We start from the raw sequence: 24,443 nt of genomic DNA on the forward strand, positions 1-24,443 counted from the left end.
CAGATGCAATCCATGCAGGTTTGAGCAAGCTCACGCCTGCAATGATCGACACAAAAGGACCTCGAACTTCATATGCCGACCTCGACGCCGCAGTTGGACGCCCGAACCTTGCGCTGGATGCCTTGGGTCATCGCCATCGCCTTTTTCATGCAGAGTCTGGACGGCACGATTCTCAACACCGCCCTGCCTTCGATGGCAGGTTCGCTGTCGGAAGATCCACTGCGCATGCAGTCGGTGATCATCGCGTACATGCTGACCATCGCGCTGCTGATTCCAGCCTCGGGCTGGATCTCCGACCGTTTTGGCATCAAGCGCATATTCTTCAGCGCCATTCTGTTGTTCAGCTTCGGTTCATTGCTGTGCGCGGCGTCCAACTCACTTGGCATGCTGGTCGCCGCCCGCGTGGTACAAGGCCTGGGCGGTGCCTTGATGATGCCAGTCGGGCGGCTCATCGTGCTGCGTGCCTATCCGCGGACCGAACTGGTGCGCATCCTGAGTTTCATCACCATGCCTGCGCTGCTCGGCCCGCTGCTGGGTCCGACGGTCGGCGGCTGGCTGGTGGAATACCTGAGCTGGCACTGGATTTTTCTGATCAATATTCCGGTCGGGATTCTGGGTTGCTTCGCCGTGCGCAAGTTCATCCCCGATCTGCAAGGCGGCGGGCGCACCCGTTTCGATCTGGTGGGTTTCGGGCTGTTCGGCGCATCGATGGTGCTGATCACCATCGCCCTGGAAGGTCTGGGTGAGCTGCATCTGCCGCACCTGCGCGTCGTGATGCTGCTGTTCGGCGGGATGGCTTGTCTGGCGGCGTACTGGCTGCGCGCGGGCCATGTCGAGGCGCCGCTGTTCTCTGCCTCGCTGTTCCGCACGCGCAGTTTCGCGGTGGGCATCATGGGGAACCTGTTCGCCCGCCTGGGCAGCGGCGCTTTGCCGTTTCTCGTGCCGCTGATGCTGCAAGTCGCCTTGGGTTATTCGCCGTCCCACGCCGGGATGAGCATGATCCCGCTGGCGCTGGCGGCGATGTTTGCCAAGCCGCTGGCGACGAGGGCCATCGAGCGACTGGGCTACCGCATCGTATTGACCGGCAACACCCTGTTGCTGGGCATCTTGCTGGCGAGCATGGCGCTGGTGAGCGCCGACACGCCCTACTGGTTTCTGCTGATTCATCTGGCCCTGCTGGGCGGCGTCAACTCGCTGCAATTCTCGGCGATGAACGCGGTGACGCTCATTGACCTGGACGACGCCAGCGCCGCCAGCGGTAACAGCCTGCTGTCGGTGGTGGCGCAGCTGTCGCTGAGCCTTGGCGTGGCGTGTGCGGCGGCGTTGCTGGGCGGTTTCACCGATGACGTGTCGACAGGCGAGGTCAGCAGTGTGCTGGGCGCCTTCCAGCTGACGTTCCTTTGCGTGGGTGTGCTGGCGATGCTGGCTGCTTCGATCTTCCTGCAACTGTCACCACGCATGCCCCCGGAAAACCCGCCGCGCAAGCCACAGACCGAGCCTGAGATCGAGGCGTGATGCACGTCCGGGGTAACAACGATCACCTGTAGTAGCGAGCTTGCTCGCGAGAGGCCGGTACATCCGCCGCAGCTTCGGTGGCTGAGACTCAGCATTCGCGAGCAAGCTCACTCCTACAGGTTTTGTGCCCGGCAGACTGCCGAGGCCTGCACACCGATTCCCTCACCATTTATCGCCCCCAGCCCCAAGCCGGGGCCTGCGACCTGATACACTGCGCGACATTTTGTTTTGCAGGCCCGTCCCGTGACTAACACCGCTTTCAACACGCTGCCCCTTTCCGCCGCCATGCTGGCTAACCTGGAGTCCCTTGGTTATGCCCAGATGACGCCGATTCAGGCGCAGAGCCTGCCGGTGATTCTCAAGGGCATGGACCTGATCGCCCAGGCCAAGACCGGCTCCGGCAAGACCGCGGCCTTCGGCATCGGCCTGCTGAACCCGATCAACCCGCGTTACTTCGGCTGCCAGGCACTGGTGCTGTGCCCGACACGAGAACTGGCCGATCAGGTGGCCAAGGAAATTCGTCGTCTGGCACGGTCCGAAGACAACATCAAGGTGCTGACCCTCTGCGGCGGCGTGCCTTTCGGCCCGCAGATCGGCTCGCTGGAGCATGGCGCGCACATCATCGTTGGCACACCGGGCCGCATCCAGCAGCACCTTCGCAAGGGCTCGCTGGTGCTGGATGGCCTGAACACACTGGTTCTCGACGAAGCCGACCGCATGCTCGACATGGGCTTCTACGACGCCATCGCCGACATCATCGAGCAGACGCCGGAGCGCCGTCAGACCTTGCTGTTCTCGGCCACTTACCCGGTCGGCATCAAGCAACTGGCCTCTAAATTCATGCGCGATCCGCAGACCGTGAAGGTCGAGGCGCTGCATGCCGACAGCCAGATCGAGCAGATTTTCTACGAAATCGCGCCCGAGCAACGTCTGGAAGCGGTGGTGAAGGTTCTCGACCATTTCCGTCCGCAATCCTGCGTTGCGTTCTGTTTCACCAAACAACAGGTTCAGGAAGTGGTCGATCACCTGTGCGCCAAAGGTATGTCGGCTGTCGGCCTGCACGGCGATCTGGAGCAGCGCGATCGCGATCAGGTATTGGCGATGTTCGCCAACCGAAGCACGTCTGTATTGGTGGCGACTGACGTGGCCGCTCGCGGCCTGGATATCGATGCCCTGGACATGGTGATCAACGTCGAGCTGGCCCGTGACTCCGAAATCCATATTCACCGCGTAGGCCGTACCGGCCGTGCAGGCGAGACCGGTATCGCGGTCAGCCTCGTTGCCCCAGGTGAAAGCCAGCGTGCGCGGGCTGTCGAAGAACTGCAGAAGGCGCCGCTGAACTGGCAGCAATACGACCAGTTGACGCGCAAAGAGGGCGGCAAGCTGCTCCCGCCGATGACAACGCTGTGCATTGGCTCGGGTCGCAAGGACAAGCTGCGTCCCGGCGACATTCTCGGCGCGCTGACCGGCGAAGCGGGGATTCCCGGCGCCCAAGTCGGCAAGATCGCGATCTTCGATTTCCAGGCCTACGTGGCCGTTGAGCGCAGCATCGCCAAACAGGCACTGGATCGCCTGAACAACGGCAAGATCAAGGGCAAGTCGTTGCGGGTGCGGATTCTTTAAAAGCACCTGAATACCCCCTGATCGTTCCCACGCTCTGCGTCGCTTGGACGCAGAGCGTCCGGGACGGCATTCCCACGCAGAGCGTGGGAACGATCATGTTTCGATATTCCCCCAGAGGACACCGCTTTGCCCGTTACTGACGTTGTGATCATCGGCGCCGGCGCCGCAGGTTTGATGTGCGCATTCACAGCTGCCAACCGCGGCCGCAAGGTCATGCTGATCGATCACGCCAATAAACCCGGCAAGAAAATTCTCATGTCGGGCGGCGGGCGGTGCAACTTCACGAACATGTACACCGAGCCAGCCAACTTCCTGTCGCAGAACCCGCACTTCTGCAAGTCGGCGCTGGCGCGCTATACCCAATGGGACTTCATCGCGCTGGTGGGCAAGCACGGCGTGCCGTACCACGAGAAGAAACTCGGCCAGCTGTTCTGCGATAACAAGTCGAGCGACATCCTTGGCCTGCTGCTCAGCGAATGCGATGACGCCGGGGTGAGCCTGCACATGGACACCTCCGTGCAGACCATCGAGAAGACCGAAAGCGGTTATCGGCTGGAAACCACGCTGGGTGCCATCAACTGCGAATCTCTGGTCATCGCCACCGGCGGGCTGTCGATCCCGACGCTGGGCGCAACCGGTTTCGGTTATCAGGTCGGCAAGCAATTCGGCCACACCCTGCTGCCGACCCGCGCCGGGCTGGTGCCATTTACCATTACCGACCAGCTCAAAGAGCTGTGCACCGAACTGTCCGGCACGTCGGTCGATTGTCTGGTGAGCTGCAACGACACCAGCTTTCGCGAGAACATCCTGTTTACGCATCGCGGCCTGAGTGGGCCAGCCATTCTGCAGATCTCATCGTTCTGGAACCCGGGCGATACGGTGGAAATCAATCTGCTGCCCGATCACGACGCTCATGAATGGCTGAGCACTCAGCAAGCGGAACGCCCGAACAGTGAGCTGAAGACATTGCTGGGCGAGCTGTTCACGAAAAAGATGGCCAACCTGATTGCCGAGCAGTGGTTCGTGTCCAGGCCCATGAAGCAGTACACCCACGCTGAGCTTGCCGACATCGCCGGGAAGCTGTCGAACTGGCAGGTGGTGCCGGCGGGCACCGAAGGTTATCGCACCGCAGAGGTCACGCTGGGCGGCATCGATACGCGCGAAGTGTCTTCCAAAACCATGGAATCGCTGAAATCGCCCAAGCTGTACTTTATCGGCGAAGTGCTGGATGTCAGCGGTCATCTCGGTGGCTTCAACTTCCAGTGGGCCTGGGCGTCCGCGTACGCGGCAGCGCAGTTTGTCTGACGTTCACCTTTTTGGCTGACAACGTAGCAACCCGCATCCGGACAGCATGCACCAGCCTCTTCCCGGCTGAAACCGGTCCTCCAGACGCTGCGAGCCTTTCGTAGGACAGACTTCGGCCGGGAAGGCGTCGGGTGTCACGCCATGGGTCGAAAGGGGGCGTTAAAGACAGTCGGCTCACTCCCACCGTTGTGTGCTTGAGCGACAACTTGCCCCCAGACTCGCGGAATAAATTTTGCTCAGCGGATGTACAGCACGCATCCGGCGCTGTACATATCCGTCAGCAGAATCAATCGCGAACAGGGCCGTCAGCGTTCATGGCATCGAAATCGTTGCGCAATACCTTCCGCCGCCTGTGGGCGCTGGACAAATTCTCCTACAGCGTCAGGGTGTTCATCGCGCTGACCGGCAGCATGGCGCTGTGTTGGTACCAGAACGAAATGTCGCTGCTGATCCCGCTTTTCCTCGGGGTCATCGCCAGCGCACTGTCCGAGACTGACGACAGCTGGCAAGGCCGCCTGAACGCGCTGGCCGTGACGCTGGTGTGCTTCAGCATCGCAGCACTCTCAGTGGAGCTGCTGTTCCCCTACCCCGTCGTCTTCATCTGCGCGTTCGCCCTGGCGGCGTTCTGCCTGACCATGCTGGGCGCTCTGGGTGAGCGTTACGGCGCCATCGCCTACGCCACGTTGATTCTCTCGGTCTACACCATGATCGGCGTGGATCAGCGCGGAGGCGAAGTCACGGATTTCTGGCATGAGCCGATGCTGCTGGTGGCTGGCGCCGCGTGGTACGGCCTGCTGTCGGTGTTGTGGCAGATGCTGTTCTCCAACCAGCCGGTGCAGCAAGCGCTGGCGCGACTGTTTCGCGAGCTCGGCCTGTACCTCAAGCTCAAGTCCGACCTGTTCGAGCCTATCCGTACACTCGATGTCGAGGCCAAACGTCTGGAACTGGCGAAACAGAACGGCAAGGTCGTCGCCGCGCTCAACGTCACCAAGGAAATCATCCTCAACCGCGTCGGCAGTGGTCGTCCCGGCTCAAAGGTCAGTCGTTACCTGAAGCTGTACTTCCTCGCCCAGGACATCCATGAGCGCGCCAGCTCGTCGCACTATCCCTATAACTCGCTGGCCGAGGCCTTCTTCCACAGCGACGTGCTGTTCCGCTGTCAGCGCCTGCTGCGCCAGCAAGGCAATGCCTGCCGCGATCTGTCGATTTCCATTCAGTTGCGCCAGCCGTTCATCTACGACGACAGTTTCGCCCACGCGCTCGACGACCTGCGCGCGTCCCTCGAACACCTGCGCATTCAAAGCAATCCCGCCTGGCGCGGCCTGCTTCGCTCCCTGCGTGCACTGGCGAACAACCTGGGCACGCTGGACCGCCTGCTCAGCGATGCCAGTAATCCCGATGCCCTGGCCGATGCGACTGACAGCAGCCTGCTCGACCGCTCGCCGCGTAACCTCAAGGATGTCTGGACCCGGCTGCGCCTGCAGCTGACGCCCACGTCGCTGTTATTCCGCCACGCGCTGCGTCTGCCGCTGGCGCTGGTGATCGGCTACATCATGGTGCATCTGATTCATCCTTCGCAGGGCTACTGGATCATCCTGACCACGGTGTTCGTGTGCCAGCCAAGCTACGGTGCAACCCGGCGCAAGCTCGGGCAACGCATCATCGGCACGGCGATCGGCCTCACGGCGGGCTGGATTCTGTTCGACCTGATCACCACGCCGGTGCTGCAATCGATGTGCGCAGTGCTTGCCGGGGTTGTGTTCTTCGTCAATCGCACCACGCGCTACACCCTGTCGACTGCGGCGATCACGGTGATGATCCTGTTCTGCTTCAATCAGGTCGGCAACGGCTACGGCCTGTTCCTGCCGCGGCTGATGGATACGCTGCTGGGCAGCCTGATCGCGGGTCTTGCGGTGTTCCTGTTCCTGCCCGACTGGCAAGGTCGCAGGCTCAACAAGGTGCTGGCCAATACGCTGTCCTGCAACAGCATCTATCTGCGCCAGATCATGCAGCAGTATGCGCAGGGCAAACGCGACGATCTGGCCTATCGCCTCGCCCGACGCAACGCCCACAACGCTGACGCCGCGCTCTCGACGACGCTGGCGAACATGCTCATGGAGCCCGGCCATTTCCGCAAGGAAGCCGATGTGGGCTTCCGCTTTCTGGTGCTCTCACACACGCTGCTGAGCTATCTGTCGGGACTTGGCGCGCACCGGGAAACCCAATTGCCCAGCGAAGTACGCGAGCAGTTGATCGAAGGGGCTGGCGCGAGTCTGGCGTCGAGCATCGACGAGATTGCCCAGAGCCTGGCCATGCGCGAGCCGGTGGCCGTGCACAGCGATGCAGAGGAAGCGCTGGCCACCGAGCTTGAGCAAATGCCGGAAGAGATCGATGAGGGGCAACGTCTGGTGCAGACTCAACTCGCGCTGATCTGTCGCCAGCTCGGTCCGCTGAGAACCCTGGCGGCGCATTTGATCAAAGAGCCTGTGAAAGAACCTGCAATCACAGACCGTGCAGCTTGAAGAGCGTGTCGTAGGAGCCATCGGCTTTCATGGCAGCGATGGCCTTGTCGAAGGCCGCGACAATTTTCTCGTGATCGGGATGTTTCAGGCTGACAAGAATGTGCAGGCTGTTTTCACTCAATGAGCGGGGCAGGAATTCGACGCTGTCCCGCACCTCTGCCGGCTCGTGACTGAGCGCGAACCGCGCCGCGTATTCATCCTCCACAGTGAGTTCTACCCTGCCCGCCACCAGCATGCGCACGGCGGTAGAAAAGCTTGCCACCGGGACCTTCTTGAGCAAAGCATCGGCATCGAATTCAGGCGAATAGGCGTAGCCGCGCACGACTGCGATGGAGTGTGGATGCAGCTGAACGAGGTCTTGAAAATCGACGTTGGCGTCCTTGCGCTTGATGAAACGCAACCGGTTGATCAGGTACGCCTGCGAAAACTGCCCGATCAAGGTGCGATCCTCGCTGTACCAAGCGTTGATCAGCACGTCGTACCGCCCCTCGCTCACTCCGTGAACAGCTCTTGCCCAAGGCACTTGTTCATATTCGGTGGCGTAACCGGCGCGGGCAAATGCGGTCTGGATCAGGTCAGTGGAAAGCCCTCCCTTGAGCAGCGAGGTATCCGAGTAAGGGGCCCAGGCGTCGCCGGCCAGACGCAGCTTTTGCGCCCATGCCTGATCCGCGATCAGCAGCATTCCCAGCAAGGCCATGGCTCGAAGCAAACGCGGCATGCTCAAGATCCTTAGGCAGACGGATTGCCTGCAATTTTCAGCTGCGATAACGCGGCACGGTGACATCCCTGATGCGAGCGACGGGCACGTTGATCAGCCCGGCAGAAAAGCGACTACGGCAATAGCAAGTGGCCTCCATTGAAGACCTCTTCGGCACTTTCCACAACTTATATGAAGGCGATGTTTGTGCCGCAGTTCAAGAATTTCGAGCAATGTAGGAATCGCGTCGACGACCGCCCTTTTCGGGCCACTTTGGACTGACGCCCATAAGCGTTTAGTATCCGGCATGGATTTCTTTTCGTGAGCCGGCTTCATGTCTATCAACTGGATTTGCAAACACCATACCGACCTTGGCAAGGAAGAGTTGTACGCCATCTTGAAACTGCGCGCAGAAGTCTTCGTGGTCGAGCAGAAATGCTGGTACCAGGACGTCGACGGCCAGGATCTGCTGGGTGACACCTGCCATTTGATGGCATGGCAGAACGATGAACTGGTTGCCTATCTGCGCCTGCTGGACCCGATTCAACAGGACGGCGATGTGACCATCGGCCGGGTGGTCACTGCACCCTCGATGCGCAACAAAGGGATGGGCCACGAATTGATGGTGCAGGCGCTGGATCATGCCGAGCGAAAGTGGCCCGATCAGCCGATCTATCTGTCCGCCCAAGCCCACTTGCAGGGCTATTACAGCCGTTATGGATTCAATCCGGTGGGTGAGGTTTACCTCGAAGACGGTATTCCACACATCGGCATGCGCCGGGATCTGGACTGATCCCGCGACTTTCCAACGCGAGGGCCGAACGCTTCGGCGTCAGGGATAACCCAACACCGCTTTGATCTGCTGCACGTTGCGTTCGATCCAGTGCTTGTCGATCGCGCCCCAGTCACGAATCCGGTAACCGCCCGCATGATTGCGGGCGCCGTCCAGCTGTTCGAACTCACAGACGATGTCCAGATCGGCCAATGCCGCAATCGTGTCCTGCGCGGTGCGTCGCGGCATGCCAGTGACTTCGGTGAGCGCCGGTACGCTCGCGGCGATTTCACTGTCGATCAGATACGCCACATACAGACGGCGATAGAAACTGCTTTTGGTCTTGCTGACGTCCATCGCCAGATCCTTTGGGCTGTGAGAGCAAGCAGCTTAACGCGCACCGAGCGCCATGTGCTGCGGCGGCCGCCTATCGATCGGCAGACTGCAGATCGCGCCAGGTCAGATAGACGCGCAGATCGAATTCCAACTGGTGATACCCCGGCTGCATGTGCTCGCACAGCTTATAGAACGCCTTGTTGTGCTCCGATTCCTTGAAGTGCGCCAGTTCGTGCACGACGATCATTTTGAGGAACTGCGGAGCGGCCTCCTTGAACAGCGAAGCCACGCGGATTTCTTTCTTCGCCTTGAGCTTGCCGCCTTGCACGCGTGAAACAGTGGTGTGCAGGCCGAGCGCCCGGTGCGTGAGGTCGAGCCGGTTGTCGAACAAGACCTTATCGATGTTCGGGGCGTTGCGCAGATGCTCCTGCTTGAGCGCCAGCGCGTAGGCATACAGCGCCTTGTCGCTCTGCACTTCGTGGCGATCGGGGTAGCGCTGCTCCAGATAATCACCCAGCCGATTCTGCACGATCAGCTGACGAACCTGATCCTGCAGGGTTTGCGGATAAGCCTGCAGGTATTTGAGCGGCATCAATGCTGTGGAGGTCATGGTCCGGTCGTGTCGCTGAAAAGTCGCCAGTCTACCCCGTCAGCCCTGATCGAGCAGCCGCTCGGCGACCGGCAATTGGACGGGATGCACGAAGCGCTCTGCTTCTTTGGGCTCCAGAGGATGCGCGAGCAGAAACCCCTGCATGAGCTGGCAGCCGTTCGCCACCAGCCAGTCATATTGCTCCTGGGTTTCGACGCCTTCGGCAATGACGTCGATGTCGAGCATCCGGCACAGATCGATGATGCTGCGCGCGACCGCCAGGTCCCGAGGCGAGCCCATCATGCCGCCGATGAAATGTCGGTCCAGCTTGAGCGTATCCAGATCGAGATTGCGCAGATGCGCCAGTGAGCTGTCGCCTGCGCCGAAGTCGTCCAGCGACACGCGCACGCCGATGTCGTGCAGGCTTCGCAACTGCTGGCGGCTGTGAACCAGATTGTGCACGAGCGATGGCTCAGTGATCTCGACTTCCAGTTGACGCGGGTGCAGACCGTGCAAATGGATGGCCCGCTGCAGTTCCGCTGCCAGATTGGGCATGCTGAACTGCGCCGGACTGACGCTGACACTCATGATCAGATCGTCCGGGAACACGCCATTCCAGCGCTGCCGCTGGGCAGCGCCCTGCTCGAAAATCCAGCCGCCCAGTTTGTTGATCAGGCGCGTCTCTTCGAGCAACGGGATGAACACGCCGGAAGGCACATCGCCCGCATCGGGATGCTGCCAGCGCAGCAGCGCCTCGAAACCCCGGATCCGGCCAGTGGTGACGTTGATCTGCGGTTGGTACACCATCGAAAAATCCTTGCCATCGATGGCGGTACGCACGCTTTCTTCGAGCATCAGACGCGAACGTGCGCGGCCGTTCATGTACTGATCGAAGAACCGATACTGATGTCGGCCTGCCCGTTTGGCCTCATACATGGCGATGTCCGCCGCCCGCAGCAGACCATCCAGATTGGTGCCGCAGTCAGGGTAAACCGCAATGCCGATGCTCGCGCCCAGCGTTGCCTCGATCCCGTCGATATGACGGCGAGCCGAGACACGCTCGATGAGTTTTTCGGCAACTTTGGCCGCGTGCTCGGGGAAATCCAGTCCGTCGATCACGACCACGAACTCGTCGCCGCCCATTCGCGCCAGAACGTCGTAAGGGCGCAAACAATCCTTCAATTGCTCGCCGACCCACTGCAACACCTGATCGCCTGCGTCGTGCCCGAGTGAGTCGTTGACGTGCTTGAAGCCGTCCAGATCCAGGTACAACACCACCAGGTATTTGCCCGAGTGCTCGTTGCGCAGCAGCATGCCTTCGACCGTCTGATAGAAGCCCCGGCGGTTGAGCAGGCCGGTAAGCGAGTCAGTCACGGCCTGTTGTTCAAGCTGACGATACAGGTCGCGTACCACCGACATGTCGAGCACGCTAAGCACCATCGCTTTCTGCTCTTCCGGCAGCGGCGCACAGGACAAGGCCACCGGCACCTGACGCCCCTCGGGCGTACGCAATACGGCATCGTGAACGCGATACGTGTCGGCGCGGCGGTAGTGGTGGTAGAACCCCGATTCTTTCCATTCGGTGAAGCAGGGTTCCTGAAGGTAGCTGCACAGATCCGTGCCCCGCAGCTCGCCATCGGTCATGCCCAGCAAGCGGCAAATGGCCGGGTTGGCGAAGCTGATGATGCCGTCTTCGTCGACCACCAGAATGCCTTCGCCGACGTTGGCCAGCACCGAAGCATTGAACGCCCGCGCCGTCTCCAACTCTCGGCTGAGTTTCTGCAGGGCACGCCGGTTGTGCTGTTGCTCCAGCAGGGCCTGCACCTTGGGCTTGAGGATATTGGGGTCGAACGGCTTGAACAGGTAATCCACCGCGCCGCTGGCATAACCCTTGTGCACGGCGTCGCGTGATTGCTCGTTGGCGGTCAGGAAGATGATGGGCGTCAGGCGTGTGCGCTGACTGCCGCGCATCAGACGGGCGACTTCGAAGCCGTCCATCTCAGGCATCTGCACGTCGAGCAAGACGAGGTCCACGTCCACGTCGAGCAAAAGGCCCAACGCTTCCATGCCTGAGCTGGCCGTCACGATTTCCCAGTCCTGTCGTTGCAGGACCGCACGCATGGTGACGAGATTTTCCGGGTAGTCATCGACTACCAATAGGACTGACTTGCCATTGGGAGGCAGGGGTTGCACGCGATCCATGCTGCTACTACTCATCATTCACTTACTGCCCGGGGGAACAGGCTCCGCCGATGATCCGATAGGCAGATACTCTAGCCCCGAATGTGGAAAAGAGAAGGAAGGCCACCGTTTTGCCATCGCAAATCCGTTTACCTCCCGACTAACGGTAGCTGCACCGTACGTCAGCGCCTGCCTGTCCCGCAACAAAAATGGAGGCACATTGACGCTAGCCACTCGACGGATTGACGTTAACAAATCCATTTTCGAACCGTATAAGGAGCGCCCCCTAACCCTTGCGCCAGACGCGTTTGCTGGCAATGAGACACATCGGACGAAAGAGAAAATGATTGATTTAGGCACGTGGAATCTGAGCATTCCTGTGGGCTCGCCCCCCGCCACGATTGAGACCAAGCAACTGATCCAAGGCTATGACGGTAAATATTTCAAATCCGGTTCATCCAATGTGAGTTTCTGGGTTCCGGTCACCGGCAGCAAGACAGCCAATGCCATTTACCCCCGCACCGAGCTGCGCGAAACCTGGTCCAACGGCACCCTGCATAACTGGTATTACCCCGACGCGGACAATTTCCTGCGGGCCAAGCTCAAGGTCATTCAGGTGCCGTCGTCCGGCAAGATCGTCATCGGCCAGATCCACGTTTATGAGAGCACCCAGCCGCTGCTCAAAGTGGAATATCAGTACAAAGACGCCACTCACATGGGCAACATCGTTGCGAAAGTGCGCTTTCATCCCAAGGACAAGAAAGCCCGCGTCATCACCATTGCCGAAGACGTGCCGCTCAACGAGACTTTCAATTACGTCATCCATCTGAACAAGGCAGGATTGCTCAGCGTAACCGCTCGCGGCATGGTCTGGAACGACCGGATCAGCGCGACGTGGAGCAAACAGCAGCTGTATTTCAAGGCCGGCGTCTATTGTCAGGACAATACGGGCTATACCAGCGAAGGCGGTAAAGCCATGTTTTTCAACCTCGATACCGATCACAACAAAGGCTGAGCCCTTCAGGCGCCGAGGCTGAAATGAAAAAACCCGCGTCATTGCGAGCGCGGGTTTCTTCATGAGCCAGAGGGATCAGGCCGCTCGGTATTCTTTCTCCGCAGCCTCGAAGCGAGTCAGCATACCAGGCGTCGGCCCTTTGCCCATCGAGCTGAACAGCACGATGGCGGCACTGGCGAAGATGAAGCCCGGGATGATTTCGTACAGCCCCAGCAACTCGAAGTGCTTCCAGACCACCACTGTGATCGCCCCGACCAGAATCCCCGCGAGCGCGCCGTTGCGGGTCATGCCTTTCCAGATCACCGAAATCAGCACCACCGGGCCGAACGCGGCGCCGAAGCCGGCCCATGCATAACTCACCAGCCCCAGCACCCGGTTCTCCGGATTGGCCGCCAGCGCAATCGCAATGAGTGCCACCAGCAGGACCATCGCCCGGCCCACCCAGACCAGTTCGCGCTGGGAAGCACCCTTGCGCAGGAAAGCCTTGTAAAAGTCCTCGGTCAACGCGCTTGAACACACCAGCAACTGGCAGCTCAGCGTGCTCATGACGGCCGCCAGAATGGCCGAAAGCAGTACACCGGCAATCCATGGGTTGAACAGGATCTTCGCCAGCTCGATGAACACTCGCTCATGGTTTTCGTTGACCGGCCCTGCCCGCTCCGGGTGCGCCGAAAAATAGGCGATACCGAAGAAACCCACTGCAACGGTGCCGCCCAGGCAGAGGATCATCCAGGCCATGGAGATACGCCGCGCACTGGCGATCGACTTGACCGAGTCTGCGGCCATGAAGCGCGCCAGAATGTGCGGCTGGCCGAAATAGCCCAGGCCCCAGCCCATCAGTGAAATCACGCCGATGAAGGTGGTGTTCTTGAGCATGTCGAAACTGGCAGGATCCTTGGCCTCGATCGCGAGGAAAGTCGTATCGACGCCGCCGGTCGCCAGCAGCACGATGATCGGCGTGAGGATCAGGGCGAAGATCATCAATGTTGCCTGGACCGTGTCGGTCCAGCTAACGGCCAGGAAACCGCCGATGAACGTGTAGGCAATCGTCGCCGCAGCGCCCGCCCACAGAGCGGTTTCATAAGGCATGGCGAACGTGCTTTCAAACAACCGAGCGCCCGCCACGATGCCCGACGCGCAATAAATCGTGAAGAAAAGCAGGATGACGATGGCCGAGATGACCCGCAGCAGGCCGCTGGTGTCTTCGAAACGGCTGGAGAAATAATCCGGCAACGTAAGGGCATCGCCGTTGTGTTCGGTCTGCACGCGCAGACGGCCTGCGACGAACAGCCAGTTCAGGTAAGCGCCGACGATCAGGCCAATGGCGATCCAGCTTTCCGACAGGCCGGACATATAGATCGCGCCCGGCAAGCCCATGAGCAGCCAGCCGCTCATGTCCGAGGCGCCAGCAGAAAGCGCCGTGACGACGCTGCCGAGGCTGCGGCCGCCGAGAATGTAATCCGAGAGATTGTTAGTGGAGCGGTAGGCCAACAGTCCGATCAGGACCATTGCCGCGATGTAGATCACAAAGGTGATCAAGGTGGGGTTGCTGACGCTCATTGTGATGCCCTGCCGTTGTTTTTATGGGCGCGAACGAGGCCGACTGCGCTGCGCACCGCAGAGTCACAGGCTCACCGTTCGCGTACGTAACGCCCGTGCGCAATGTCGGCGCCGTAGAGACACTTGGCTGCACCAAGGCGGGGCATGCTAGTGGACACACCCGAGCAGGTGCAACCCGAAATTTCAAACAAGTTGCACCTTCTTACAATTTTATGGCGCGCAAGTCGGCGCAATAAGCCCATCGGCGCCGAAACAGGTCATTTCGAGCACTCAAGCACGCAAAAGGTGCTTCACGACGAGCATTAAGGGCGTTTGGAAGACACGCCAGAAATATTCGGCAAAAACTGGTTGCACCCGGTTGCACCCCACCCCAAGCGCAGCTACTCTTGAGGCCATCCATAGCCACACGAATCGTGGCTTTCATGAGGACAAGACATGGCGACCACCACCCTGGGTGTCAAACTCGACGACCCGACCCGCGAGCGTTTGAAAGCAGCTGCACAGTCCATCGACCGGACGCCGCACTGGCTGATCAAACAGGCGATCTTCAATTACCTGGAGAAACTCGAGGGTGGTGCAACCCTGAACGAACTCAATGGCCTGAACGCCAAAGACGCCGATGACCACGGCGAGCTGCCCGCCGAAAACGGCCATCAGGCGTTTCTTGAGTTTGCCGAGAGCATCCTGCCTCAGTCGGTGCTTCGCGCCGCGATCACGTCGGCCTATCGTCGCCCTGAACCCGAAGTCGTTCCCATGCTGCTGGAGCAGGCGCGCCTGCCTGCCCAGATGGCCGATGCGACTCACAAACTCGCCGCCTCAATTGCCGAAAAGCTGCGTAACCAAAAGAGCGCCGGCGGCCGTGCGGGCATTGTCCAGGGCTTGCTGCAGGAATTTTCGCTGTCGTCGCAGGAAGGTGTGGCGCTGATGTGCCTGGCCGAAGCGCTGCTGCGTATTCCTGACAAGGGCACCCGTGACGCCCTGATCCGCGACAAGATCAGCACCGGGAACTGGCAGCCGCATCTGGGCAACAGCCCGTCGCTGTTCGTCAACGCCGCCACATGGGGCCTGCTGCTCACTGGCAAACTGGTCAGCACCCACAATGAAGCGGGACTGACTTCCTCGCTGAGCCGCATCATCGGCAAGTCTGGCGAACCGATGATCCGCAAGGGCGTCGACATGGCGATGCGCCTCATGGGCGAGCAGTTCGTGACCGGCGAAACCATTGCCGAAGCATTGGCCAACGCCAGCAAATTCGAATCCAAAGGCTTTCGCTACTCCTATGACATGCTCGGCGAAGCGGCGCTGACCGAGCACGACGCGCAGAAATACCTGGCGTCTTACGAGCAGGCCATTCACTCCATTGGCAAAGCCTCCCACGGCCGCGGCATCTACGAAGGTCCGGGCATCTCCATCAAGCTCTCGGCGCTGCACCCGCGTTACAGCCGCGCGCAATACGAGCGTGTGATGGAAGAGCTCTACCCTCGCCTGCTGTCGCTGACCCTGCTCGCCAAGCAGTACGACATCGGCCTGAACATCGATGCGGAAGAAGCAGATCGTCTGGAGCTGTCGCTGGATCTGCTTGAGCGTCTGTGCTTCGAACCTCAACTGACGGGCTGGAACGGCATCGGCTTCGTGATTCAGGCTTACCAGAAGCGTTGCCCGTACGTGATCGATTACGTGATCGATCTGGCTCGCCGCAGCCGCCATCGCCTGATGATCCGTCTGGTGAAGGGCGCTTACTGGGACAGCGAGATCAAACGCGCCCAGGTCGAAGGCCTGGAAGGTTATCCGGTCTACACCCGCAAGGTGTACACCGATGTTTCCTACATCGCCTGTGCCCGCAAGCTGCTCTCCGTGCCGGAAGTCATTTACCCGCAGTTTGCGACCCACAACGCCCACACTCTGTCGGCCATCTACCACATCGCGGGCCAGAACTATTACCCCGGCCAGTACGAATTCCAGTGCCTCCACGGCATGGGCGAGCCGCTCTACGAGCAGGTTGTCGGAAAGGTCGCCGACGGCAAGCTGAATCGTCCGTGCCGCGTGTACGCACCGGTCGGCACCCACGAAACCTTGCTGGCGTATCTGGTTCGCCGCTTGCTGGAAAACGGCGCTAACACCTCGTTCGTCAACCGCATCGCCGATCAGTCGATTTCGATCCAGGAACTGGTCGCCGACCCCGTCTCCACGATCGAGCGCATGGCCACCCAGGAAGGCGGCTTTGGCCTGCCACATCCGCGCATTCCATTGCCGCGTGATCTGTACGGCAGCGAGCGCGCCAATTCCGCCGGCATCGACATGGCCAACGAACATCGCCTGGCGTCGCTGTCCTCTGCCCTGCTCGCCACGGCTCATAACGACTGGAAAGCCGCGCCAATGCTGGGCAGCCCGGTCAGCGCAGGTGCTCAGACGCCCGTATTGAACCCGTCCGACCTGCGCGATGTGGTCGGTCATGTCCAGGAAGCAAGCCTGGAAGACGTCGACAACGCCTTGCTCAGCGCCTTGAGTGCCGGCCCGATCTGGCAGGCCACGCCGCCCGCCGAGCGAGCCGCCATTCTGGAGCGCGCGGCCGACCTGATGGAAGCCGAAATACAGCCGCTGATGGGCCTGCTGGCCCGTGAAGCCGGCAAGACTTTCGCCAACGCCATCGCCGAAGTGCGTGAAGCCGTGGACTTTCTGCGTTATTACGCCGTGCAGGCGCGCAACGATTTCAGCAACGACGCTCATCGCCCGCTCGGCCCGGTTGTGTGCATCAGTCCATGGAACTTCCCGCTGGCGATCTTCAGCGGTCAGGTCGCAGCAGCGCTGGCGGCTGGCAACCCGGTGCTGGCCAAGCCTGCCGAGCAGACGCCGCTGGTGGCCGCTCAAGCCGTGCGCATCCTGCTTGAAGCCGGCATTCCTGAAGGCGTGGTGCAATTGCTGCCGGGCCGCGGCGAAACCGTGGGGGCCCGCCTTGTCGGCGACGATCGCGTCAAAGGCGTGATGTTCACCGGCTCCACGGAAGTCGCGCGTCTGCTGCAACGCAACATCGCCGGTCGTCTCGACTCTCAGGGGCGTCCGATTCCGCTGATCGCTGAAACCGGCGGCCAGAACGCAATGATCGTCGACTCCTCGGCGCTTACCGAGCAGGTGGTCATTGATGTCGTCTCGTCGGCCTTCGACAGCGCCGGCCAGCGTTGCTCGGCCCTTCGCGTCCTCTGCCTGCAGGAAGACTCCGCCGATCGCGTGATCGAGATGCTCAAGGGTGCCATGGCCGAGAGTCGCCTGGGCAACCCCGAGCGCCTGTCGGTGGACATCGGTCCCGTCATCGACGCCGACGCCAAGGCCGGCATCGAGAAACACATCCAAGCCATGCGCGACAAAGGCCGCGCGGTGTATCAGGTGGCGATTGCCGACAGCGATGAAATCAAGCGCGGCACCTATGTGATGCCGACGCTGATCGAGCTCGAAAGCTTCGACGAACTGCAGCGCGAAATCTTCGGCCCTGTGCTGCACGTCGTTCGCTACAAGCGCAGGGAACTGGACCAGTTGATCGGCCAGATCAACGCCTCCGGTTATGGCCTGACGCTGGGCGTGCATACGCGCATCGATGAGACCATCGCCAAGGTCATCGACACCGTCAATGCGGGCAACATGTACGTCAACCGCAACATCGTCGGCGCTGTGGTCGGCGTGCAACCGTTCGGCGGCGAAGGCCTGTCGGGCACCGGCCCAAAAGCGGGCGGTCCGCTGTACCTGTATCGCCTGCTGTCGACGCGACCGGTCGATGCCGTGCAAAAGTCGTTCGCCGCGCGGGACGCTCAGGTGGCTCCCGATACGCGAATGCGCGACGCCATGCTCAAGCCGCTGAACAGCCTCAAGGCGTGGGCGGCAAGCCAGCAGCAGCCTGAGCTGGAAGCCCTGTGCGCGCAGTTTGCCGAGCAGTCGCAAAGCGGCGTGACCCGCGCGCTGATCGGTCCGACCGGCGAGCGCAACAGCTACAGCATTCTGCCGCGCGAACACGTGCTGTGCCTGGCTGAAGACGAAACCGACCTGCTGGCACAACTTGCCGCTGTCATGGCAGTGGGCAGCACGGCCATCGTTCCGGACGCAGAACTAGGAAAATCGCTGCGCAATCGCCTTCCCAAGGATGTGCAGGCGCGCATCAAACTGGTGGCCGACTGGAGCAAGGAGGACGTTTCGCTCGACGCCGTTCTGCACCACGGCGATTCGGACCAGTTGCGCGCCATCTGCGAGCAGGTTGCTCAACGTGGCGGCGCGATTATCGGCGTGCACGGCCTGTCCAAAGGCGAAACCGGGATCGCCCTGGAACGCCTGGTGATCGAGCGCGCGCTGAGCGTCAACACAGCGGCAGCGGGCGGTAATGCGAGCCTTATGACGATTGGGTAATCCCCGATAAACCGCTATGACTCAGTAGCAGCACAGCTTGCCGGCAGGAGCGCCCTCGAAATCGCCCCCGCCGGCAAGCCGTGCTGCTGCATCTCTCGAAAGGACGGCCACTTACAGAATCACCCCAAGGAATGAGTACCCCTGCCACTCACCCATAGCGTCCAAACCTTCAAACCTTCAGATATGACTAATAACGATAAAAGCAGGGCAATGCCATACCGTTCTTTAAGATCTGGCCCCATGAACAGCACAGAGATAGAGGGAACAAATAGCACCAGCCTCAATGGCACTTGAACGTAGGCCAACCATCTTGCAGTGCGCCAGCGCAAGAAAAAAAAACAACAACTCAATACAATCGAAATCTCCAACCCCCACACCACAGTCGCCAAAACCTTAGGCAAGGCCCCATGAACGGCCAAGAGTTCCATGGCGCTATTAAAATCGTCAACATAAGGGATCCTGCCCGCACTCACGCTAGCTAACATATAACGAGCAACATAAATAGCATCAAATATTCCCCACCCTACGTAGACTCGCCCAGCAGGAAGTTCTAACCGACTCATCTGATTAGTTCTCCTTGAGTTCATATTCAATATCCGCCGCAACAGGGCGCCAGTGCCAAGAGCTGCCTGATAGCTGCCAGTGATCATCCGCCTCTACGAATTGCTGCCTGATGTGGCGCAGTTCGCCGAATTCGCGATGGACCGATTTATCTTTGAGGTGTCTCTCCCCGTCCGTTAGAGGCTGCCATTCCTGAATCATCGTCCGGAACGTATTCGCATAATCCTTCCCCTCAGCAAGAAATACTCGCCCTTCATCCCCTCTGGAAGTGAGCCAGTTTGCAGCGAAGGACAAAGCGTTGGTTGCGATATCGGTCTGTATGTCGCGGGTCACCCAACGGCCCGGGCCGTGAGGAAGACACATATTCGCCCTTGCCATGCTTAGCTGCCGGCAGGGAGGCGCTGAAAACCTGAACCCGTAATATTTTTCGAGCTCAACAGAGGTGAGCGGCTTAATAGGCCTGTCCGCTATAAAAAACCAATCACCTCGATTAATCTTTTCACCTATTCGGCGTCTATGGTAATCCAACTGGCAGTCTTCTAAAGAGATGCCGCACTCTCGAATCAATTCGGGCAATCCCCTAATATTGGATGGCTCATTCAAAGCTCTCTGAATTTCACGTTTGGCGAAAACCGGGCTTTCTATTCGCTGCAACTGATGACGCCTTATTTCACCTTTGGCAACAACCTCACTCATGTCCGGCCCCTTACAAAGACGTGACCAATGAAAATACTCGGCCTTCATACCGTCTTTAATAATCCAAGAATGCCGGATGCACCTTCTATCAACGTAGGATGATTCCGTTTTAAGTACACCCGACAACCATGGTGGGAGAACGACGTTGCTGCGCCACACAGCCCACCGCCTTTCTAACCCTCCATCACGCAAATTAATCTTCCTGTTCACCCCTTCCGCGCCTACCTAGACTCGACGGCAATTCATCAAAAGGTACGCTGCCATGTCCGAGACGCTGCTCAGTTCGCGCAATCTGGCTTTCGAGCTGTATGAAGTGCTGGATGCCGAAGCGCTGACCCGGCGTGAACGGTTTGCCGAGCACAGTCGCGAGACGTTCGATGCGGCGATCACGACTGCGCGCACCATTGCCGAAAGATACTTCGCGCCGCACAACCGCAAGAATGACGAGCACGAGCCGCGCTACGAGAACGGCGAGGCGGTCCTGATCCCGGAGGTGAAGCCCGCTGTCGACGCGTTTCTCGAAGCAGGCTTCCTCAATGCCGCGCGCGACTTCGAAGCCGGTGGCATGCAGCTGCCGACGCTGCTTTCGCAAGCCTGCTTCGCGCACTTCCAGTCGGCCAACGCCGCCACTACGTCTTATCCGTTCCTGACCATGGGCGCAGCGAACCTGATCGAAAGCTTTGGCAGCGACGAACAGAAAAGCCGCTTTCTGCAGCCCATGATCGAGGGTCGGTTCTTCGGCACCATGGCACTGACAGAACCTCACGCCGGGTCATCGCTCTCCGACATCCGGACCCGTGCCGAACCCATGGACGACGGGACCTATCGCCTGCGCGGCAACAAGATTTTCATCTCCGGAGGCGATCACCCGCTGTCGGAAAACATCGTGCATCTGGTGCTGGCCAAGCTCCCCGACGCGCCACCCGGCGTGAAAGGCATCTCGCTGTTCATCGTGCCGAAATACCTGGTAAACGACGACGGCAGTCTGGGGCCGCGAAACGACGTGTTACTCGCCGGGCTGTTTCACAAGATGGGCTGGCGCGGAACGACGTCCACAGCGCTGAACTTCGGCGACAACGGGCAGTGCGTAGGCTATCTGGTGGGCAAGCCGCATCAGGGGCTCAGCTACATGTTCCAGATGATGAACGAGGCACGGATTGGCGTGGGCATGGGCGCGGTCATGCTCGGCTATGCGGGGTATCTGTATTCGCTGGAATACGCACGCGAGCGTCCGCAGGGTCGGCTGCCCGACAGCAAGAATCCACAGGCCGCGCCGGTATCGATCATTCAGCACGCCGACGTCAGACGCATGCTGCTCACGCAGAAGGCCTATGTCGAAGGCGCCTTTGATTTGGGGCTATACGCCGCGCGCCTGTTCGACGATACCCAGACCGGCGAAAGTGAAGACCAGCGCAAACAGGCCCACGAACTGCTCGACCTGCTGACGCCGATCGTCAAATCCTGGCCTTCGGAGTTCTGCCTCAAGGCCAACGAGCTGGCGATCCAGATTCTCGGCGGTCATGGCTACACCCGGGAATACCCAGTGGAGCAGTACTACCGGGATAACCGGCTGAACCCGATCCACGAGGGGACGCACGGGATTCAGTCGCTCGACTTGCTGGGACGCAAGCTGGCGCAGAATGGAGGCGCAGGCCTCAAGCAACTGGTCAGGCTGATCGCCCACACCTGCGAGCAGGCACAGACGCATGAAGCGCTCGATGCCCTGCGTGAGCCGCTCGAGCAGCTGGTTGCACGCCTTCAAGCCGTCACCATCGGGCTGCTGACCGATCTGGCACAGGGCAAAGTCAACGCCACACTCGCCAACTCAGCGCTCTACCTGAAAGCGTTCGGCCATACCGTGATTGGCTGGCGCTGGCTGGAGCAAGCGATTCGCGCCCAAGAGGGACTGAACGGGGCGGACGAGTCCGACACGCGTTTTTACAACGGCAAGCTGCAAGCTGCCCGGTACTTCCTGACGTGGGAAGTACCGGGATGTCATCACGAACTGGCGATTCTCGAACGCCGGGACGACACCTGCCTGTCGATGCAGGATGAGTGGTTTTGACGGCTCGCCGTTAATGGGTGGAAAGGGGGAAGAAGGTGTCGGTCAGCGTTTTCGCGGCGGGTCCAAGAAGGGCTGCAAAACGCTCGCGGCTAAAAGCCTCTCCCGTTCGCAGATCAAGCAGCTTCTTCCCTTCTATCGGCCCTGCGACCTCACGCAACTGCACTTTCATGAATTGATAAAACGTCCCGAGAACGTGTTCGATGCTGTCGATCTGAAAATAATGCCCCGGCAAGAAAATAGACTCGGCCTCCTCCGGGTTCGCAGAAAAGGGCGCGACTGGCACGGCGTTCAGATAATTTTTTTCAGGGAGTACGAACACCACGCTGGTTTCATCGAAGAGAATCGGTGCGGTCGTGGCGCTGGCGTGCATCCCGCCCTGATTACTGGCGAAGGTTCTCGCCATGTAGGGGTTCTCGCTGAACGAGGTGATATCGGTGTTGACCAGCACATCACCTGAGCGAACCTCGCCCGTACGGAAAAAAGCCCCTGATGTGCCTCGCGCGCCGCTGCCACCTCGATACAGGGCGACATCATTGTTACAGCCCACGGTCGCCACATCGGTCGCAAGACGCTGGAGCATTGCGATCTGTTCAGGATATTTCGGCACACCCGTGCGCAGGAACTGGTTGTACGCGTCGTCTTCCCGGGTGTACTGCCGGATGCTGGATGCGACGTACTCGCCGTCATGAGTGCGAAACACATGATGCCTGGCGCCCCATTCGTCGAAGTGCATATCTTCACCTTCCGAGTCGAGGGAAGTCACCTCGTCCGGTTCCAGCGGGAACACTTCGACCACGGCTTTCTGTCGAGCGAGCGCGTCGCTGGAATGAAGCTGTTCACTGTACAGATCAAGCTGCGTGAAACGGTCCCAGAACGCAGATTGCACGGTTGTAAAACGAGGTTGATCAGCGACTGCCGTGACGGCCGCGTCCATCGGCATGCCGCCAGACAACCCGGCCCGTGGCAGGCGCTGCCATTGACCATCCGGGTTCAGTCGCAGCGGACAGCGACCTGCGAAGGCAAACGGATTGCCTGCCTCCACCATCACCCAGGTGCCTAGGCTTTCATCAAACATGACCCGACGCGCCTCGCCGTCAATCAACACCCAGGTCTCGCCATTATTCAACGAGTAGGTTCCTCTGAAGCGGCCTTCTTGCGCCGATGGCACCTGCATTTCAAGAACCCTGTCGCCTTGCATGCCTGACAAGGGATCGGCGGGCAACTCACCCGTCGAAAGGGTGACCCGCGTCGCCGCCGATCTGACGCCTCCGCCCATCTGCAACAGAAATGGCAGGTTGAAGAACAAGTAAATCGCGTTATTGATCGCGCTCTGGATGCCCGCCCGGCGCTGCGGCGCCGAAGTGCCGTTGACCGCCTGATCGATACTCAGACCGAGACTGATTGCGCTCGCGCCGACAACCGCCAGGGCCATCGGCCAGGCCAGCGGCGCCAGATTGCCAAAGACCGAAAGAAACGCGTTCAGATAGCCGAGCCAGATGCGTTTGCGCAGATCGCTATTGCTGATCAGCAGCGTGTCAGCATCCTCACGCATTTCGCGGCGCGCCAGATCCCGGAGGTGAACGAACGGGTCGCCCGGTATGCGCACATGCCCCGGATTGACGAGCTGGTCGGGTCCCTCAGGGTCCTCTGCTCGACTTAACAATTGCGCCACGTTGCGCTGGAACGCCTCGCGATGCACCTGCCAATCCCCAGTCGAGCGAAGAAACCGGGCGCAGATCGCAGGCCGCGTCCGTGCTGACAGAAATTGTGCTTTAAGCCATTCATACAAGTGCTGGTGCGAATCAAAGCATCGGAACGGCGCTGCATCTCCACTCAAATACAGAATCTGCCGATCGCCCGCGCCGACTATTCGCAGGACATCTCGCGCCTTGAACTCGCCCAGCTCCAGATAAAGGACCGAGTTGCCTTGCGCCGCTGGCGCTCGCAGGTGTGCCAGGGTTGGCACCGGATCAGTCGTGACGATGCTTCGCAACAGCTGGAAATCGGCGAGGGAAAGAAGATTCTGTCCAAAACTCGCCGCCGCGCAGGCCAGAAATCTGGCTTTGGCCAGCACGCAAAAATTGTCGCTGTGTCGAGCCCAAAACCGGTCCAACCTGCGCCGATAGCCCGCGCTGAAATCCAATGCCCAGAAATCCCCAAGCACATCTTCTGGCCGCATCCGGACTTCATTGCGTTCGTCGAAGCACTCGTGGCTGGCGTCATCCGTGTAGAAACCGCTGTACGGCCCCAGCTCATCCGCAGACTGCTGGTCACTGACATTGAAACGATGAATCATCAGCTCGATCATCGTCATCGACTCCACCGGAGCGCTGCCGTGCCTCCAGCCGTTGAAAGACAGCGGACTGCTGCTGCCCGATGAAAACCTGTGCCAGTACACGCGAGCGGGATCGAGGTGCTTGCCCGTGTGGCTGAACATAATCTTCTGCGCTGCGGATCTGGCCAGTTCGTGGAGATCGGGATAATCGGCGACGTAGTCACTTGCTGTTCGCTTGAGCTGCTTTTCGTCTGACTCGGTTGTTACGACTGCGTTTGAAACATGCATGGAGCGGATCGCTTCTTCCTGAATGAACGCACGACGTAATCAGAATTCAGGGTG

Annotated in this window: 16 protein-coding genes; 8 read left to right on the forward strand and 8 right to left on the reverse strand. The window is 60.1% G+C overall.

The window, feature by feature from the left end; translation table 11 throughout:
- Window positions 1-72 precede the first annotated feature (72 nt).
- From mdtD to yccS, 4 genes are all read left to right on the forward strand, one after another.
- Entirely contained in the window at window positions 73-1,515 is a 1,443-nt protein-coding gene (gene mdtD / locus AAGQ88_RS24540; RefSeq protein ID WP_285422662.1) for a multidrug transporter subunit MdtD, read from the forward strand.
- 243 nt (window positions 1,516-1,758) lie between these two features.
- On the forward strand, window positions 1,759-3,138 hold the full coding sequence (gene dbpA / locus AAGQ88_RS24545; protein ID WP_093465267.1) for an ATP-dependent RNA helicase DbpA: 1,380 nt from the start codon (window positions 1,759-1,761) through the stop codon (window positions 3,136-3,138).
- A gap of 126 nt (window positions 3,139-3,264) precedes the next feature.
- Window positions 3,265-4,443: an NAD(P)/FAD-dependent oxidoreductase gene (locus tag AAGQ88_RS24550; protein WP_342653849.1), complete on the forward strand. Its 1,179-nt coding sequence runs from the start codon at window positions 3,265-3,267 to the stop codon at window positions 4,441-4,443.
- Between the two features lie 314 nt (window positions 4,444-4,757).
- Window positions 4,758-6,965 (forward strand): YccS family putative transporter, encoded by a 2,208-nt coding sequence (yccS, locus tag AAGQ88_RS24555; protein ID WP_285422665.1) that lies wholly within the window; start codon window positions 4,758-4,760, stop codon window positions 6,963-6,965.
- On the opposite strand, the gene AAGQ88_RS24560 is transcribed toward yccS, so the two are convergent.
- Window positions 6,946-7,683: a transporter substrate-binding domain-containing protein gene (locus tag AAGQ88_RS24560; RefSeq protein ID WP_285422666.1), complete on the reverse strand. Its 738-nt coding sequence runs from the start codon at window positions 7,681-7,683 to the stop codon at window positions 6,946-6,948. The two genes, yccS and AAGQ88_RS24560, sit on opposite strands and share 20 nt — an antisense overlap.
- Before the next feature lie 313 nt (window positions 7,684-7,996).
- Here AAGQ88_RS24560 and AAGQ88_RS24565 point away from each other — a divergent pair, with 313 nt between their 5' ends.
- Window positions 7,997-8,455: a GNAT family N-acetyltransferase gene (locus AAGQ88_RS24565; protein ID WP_342653850.1), complete on the forward strand. Its 459-nt coding sequence runs from the start codon at window positions 7,997-7,999 to the stop codon at window positions 8,453-8,455.
- 39 nt (window positions 8,456-8,494) lie between these two features.
- On the opposite strand, the gene AAGQ88_RS24570 is transcribed toward AAGQ88_RS24565, so the two are convergent.
- The 3 genes from AAGQ88_RS24570 to AAGQ88_RS24580 form a co-directional block, all read right to left on the reverse strand.
- Window positions 8,495-8,791: a winged helix-turn-helix domain-containing protein gene (locus AAGQ88_RS24570; protein WP_285422668.1), complete on the reverse strand. Its 297-nt coding sequence runs from the start codon at window positions 8,789-8,791 to the stop codon at window positions 8,495-8,497.
- A gap of 70 nt (window positions 8,792-8,861) precedes the next feature.
- Entirely contained in the window at window positions 8,862-9,365 is a 504-nt protein-coding gene (locus AAGQ88_RS24575; RefSeq protein ID WP_093465617.1) for a M48 family metallopeptidase, read from the reverse strand.
- A 54-nt stretch (window positions 9,366-9,419) separates the two neighbouring features.
- Window positions 9,420-11,561, reverse strand: coding sequence for an EAL domain-containing protein (locus AAGQ88_RS24580; protein ID WP_285422709.1), 2,142 nt, complete (start codon window positions 11,559-11,561; stop codon window positions 9,420-9,422).
- A 322-nt stretch (window positions 11,562-11,883) separates the two neighbouring features.
- Between AAGQ88_RS24580 and AAGQ88_RS24585 the strand changes: the two genes are divergently transcribed.
- Window positions 11,884-12,555 (forward strand): polysaccharide lyase family 7 protein, encoded by a 672-nt coding sequence (locus tag AAGQ88_RS24585; protein ID WP_285422669.1) that lies wholly within the window; start codon window positions 11,884-11,886, stop codon window positions 12,553-12,555.
- Window positions 12,556-12,630: 75 nt separating this feature from the next.
- On the opposite strand, the gene putP is transcribed toward AAGQ88_RS24585, so the two are convergent.
- Complete coding sequence (gene putP, locus AAGQ88_RS24590; RefSeq protein WP_342653851.1) at window positions 12,631-14,115, reverse strand: sodium/proline symporter PutP; 1,485 nt, start codon at window positions 14,113-14,115, stop codon at window positions 12,631-12,633.
- Between the two features lie 435 nt (window positions 14,116-14,550).
- Between putP and putA the strand changes: the two genes are divergently transcribed.
- The gene (gene putA / locus AAGQ88_RS24595) at window positions 14,551-18,504 is read left to right on the forward strand and encodes a trifunctional transcriptional regulator/proline dehydrogenase/L-glutamate gamma-semialdehyde dehydrogenase (RefSeq protein WP_342653852.1); all 3,954 of its coding nucleotides are present in this window, start codon (window positions 14,551-14,553) and stop codon (window positions 18,502-18,504) included.
- Window positions 18,505-18,623: 119 nt separating this feature from the next.
- Here the strand turns inward: putA and AAGQ88_RS24600 are convergent, their stop codons facing one another.
- A complete protein-coding gene (locus AAGQ88_RS24600; protein ID WP_342653853.1) occupies window positions 18,624-19,067 on the reverse strand; it encodes a hypothetical protein in 444 nt (147 codons plus the stop codon).
- Window positions 19,068-19,071: 4 nt separating this feature from the next.
- Complete coding sequence (locus tag AAGQ88_RS24605) at window positions 19,072-19,761, reverse strand: hypothetical protein (protein WP_342653854.1); 690 nt, start codon at window positions 19,759-19,761, stop codon at window positions 19,072-19,074.
- A gap of 262 nt (window positions 19,762-20,023) precedes the next feature.
- On the opposite strand from AAGQ88_RS24605, the gene AAGQ88_RS24610 reads away from it, so the two are divergent.
- Window positions 20,024-21,826: an acyl-CoA dehydrogenase gene (locus tag AAGQ88_RS24610; RefSeq protein WP_342653855.1), complete on the forward strand. Its 1,803-nt coding sequence runs from the start codon at window positions 20,024-20,026 to the stop codon at window positions 21,824-21,826.
- 10 nt (window positions 21,827-21,836) lie between these two features.
- On the opposite strand, the gene AAGQ88_RS24615 is transcribed toward AAGQ88_RS24610, so the two are convergent.
- Window positions 21,837-24,389, reverse strand: a complete 2,553-nt coding sequence (locus tag AAGQ88_RS24615) for a DUF6543 domain-containing protein (protein WP_342653856.1) — start codon at window positions 24,387-24,389, stop codon at window positions 21,837-21,839.
- Between the last annotated feature and the right edge of the window lie 54 nt (window positions 24,390-24,443).

The sequence above is a fragment of the Pseudomonas sp. F3-2 genome, from assembly GCF_038804275.1.
GTDB lineage: Bacteria > Pseudomonadota > Gammaproteobacteria > Pseudomonadales > Pseudomonadaceae > Aquipseudomonas.